We start from the raw sequence: 1,012 nt of genomic DNA on the forward strand, positions 1-1,012 counted from the left end.
GGTTAACCTTGCCACTGAATGTAAGTCGCTGACCCATTATACAAAAGGTACGCAGTCACGGAACAAGTCCGCTCCTACTGTTTGTATGCACACGGTTTCAGGATCTATTTCACTCCCCTTCCGGGGTTCTTTTCGCCTTTCCCTCACGGTACTGGTTCACTATCGGTCGATTACGAGTATTTAGCCTTGGAGGATGGTCCCCCCATATTCAGACAGGATGTCACGTGTCCCGCCCTACTTGTCGTACGCTTAGTACCACCGGTCCGATTTCACATACGGGGCTATCACCCGCTATGGCTCCTATTTCCAGAGGATTCTGTTATCGGTCCGACTATCACGTACAGGCTCTTCCCATTTCGCTCGCCGCTACTTTGGGAATCTCGGTTGATTTCTTTTCCTGCAGCTACTTAGATGTTTCAGTTCGCCGCGTTCGCCTTGCATACCTATGTATTCAGTATGCAATACCCTAAAAGGGTGGGTTGCCCCATTCGGAAATCTGCGGATCAAAGTGTGTTTGCTCACTCCCCGCAGCTTATCGCAAGCTACTACGTCCTTCATCGCCTGTAATCGCCAAGGCATCCACCATGTGCACTTATTCGCTTGTCCCTATAACGTTAGCCTCTGATCACCGAGGTAATCAAAGAGCGCTACAGGGATAAGAAAGTACAACGTTGTTGCTTGTTTGTTGATACATACAATCATTACCCATCGATTCGCTTGTTACGGCAAACCGATCAATAAATAATCTTTACTTCTTCCAGATTGTTAAAGAACGAAACAGCTTTGATCGCTAAAAGATCAAACCTAAACCTGAGTCACTGACCGGCTTACGTTTGCACTTTCAAAGTACTTGGTGGAGGATGACGGGATCGAACCGACGACCCCCTGCTTGCAAAGCAGGTGCTCTCCCAGCTGAGCTAATCCCCCCGGGTCTTACTGGTAGGGCTGGTTGGACTCGAACCAACGACCCCCGCGTTATCAACACGGTGCTCTAACCAGCTGAGCTACAGCC

At 49.2% G+C, this 1,012-nt stretch carries 1 tRNA gene and 1 rRNA gene; both read right to left on the bottom strand.

Annotated features, from left to right (window positions below):
• A 23S ribosomal RNA gene (locus tag AC1Q6X_RS27785) occupies positions 1–606 on the bottom strand; the annotation flags it as partial.
• 245 nt (positions 607–851) lie between these two features.
• Positions 852–927: transfer RNA gene (locus AC1Q6X_RS27790), tRNA-Ala, on the bottom strand.
• Positions 928–1,012 lie beyond the last annotated feature (85 nt).

The sequence above is a fragment of the Janthinobacterium sp. GW823-FHT06H09 genome, from assembly GCF_058794735.1.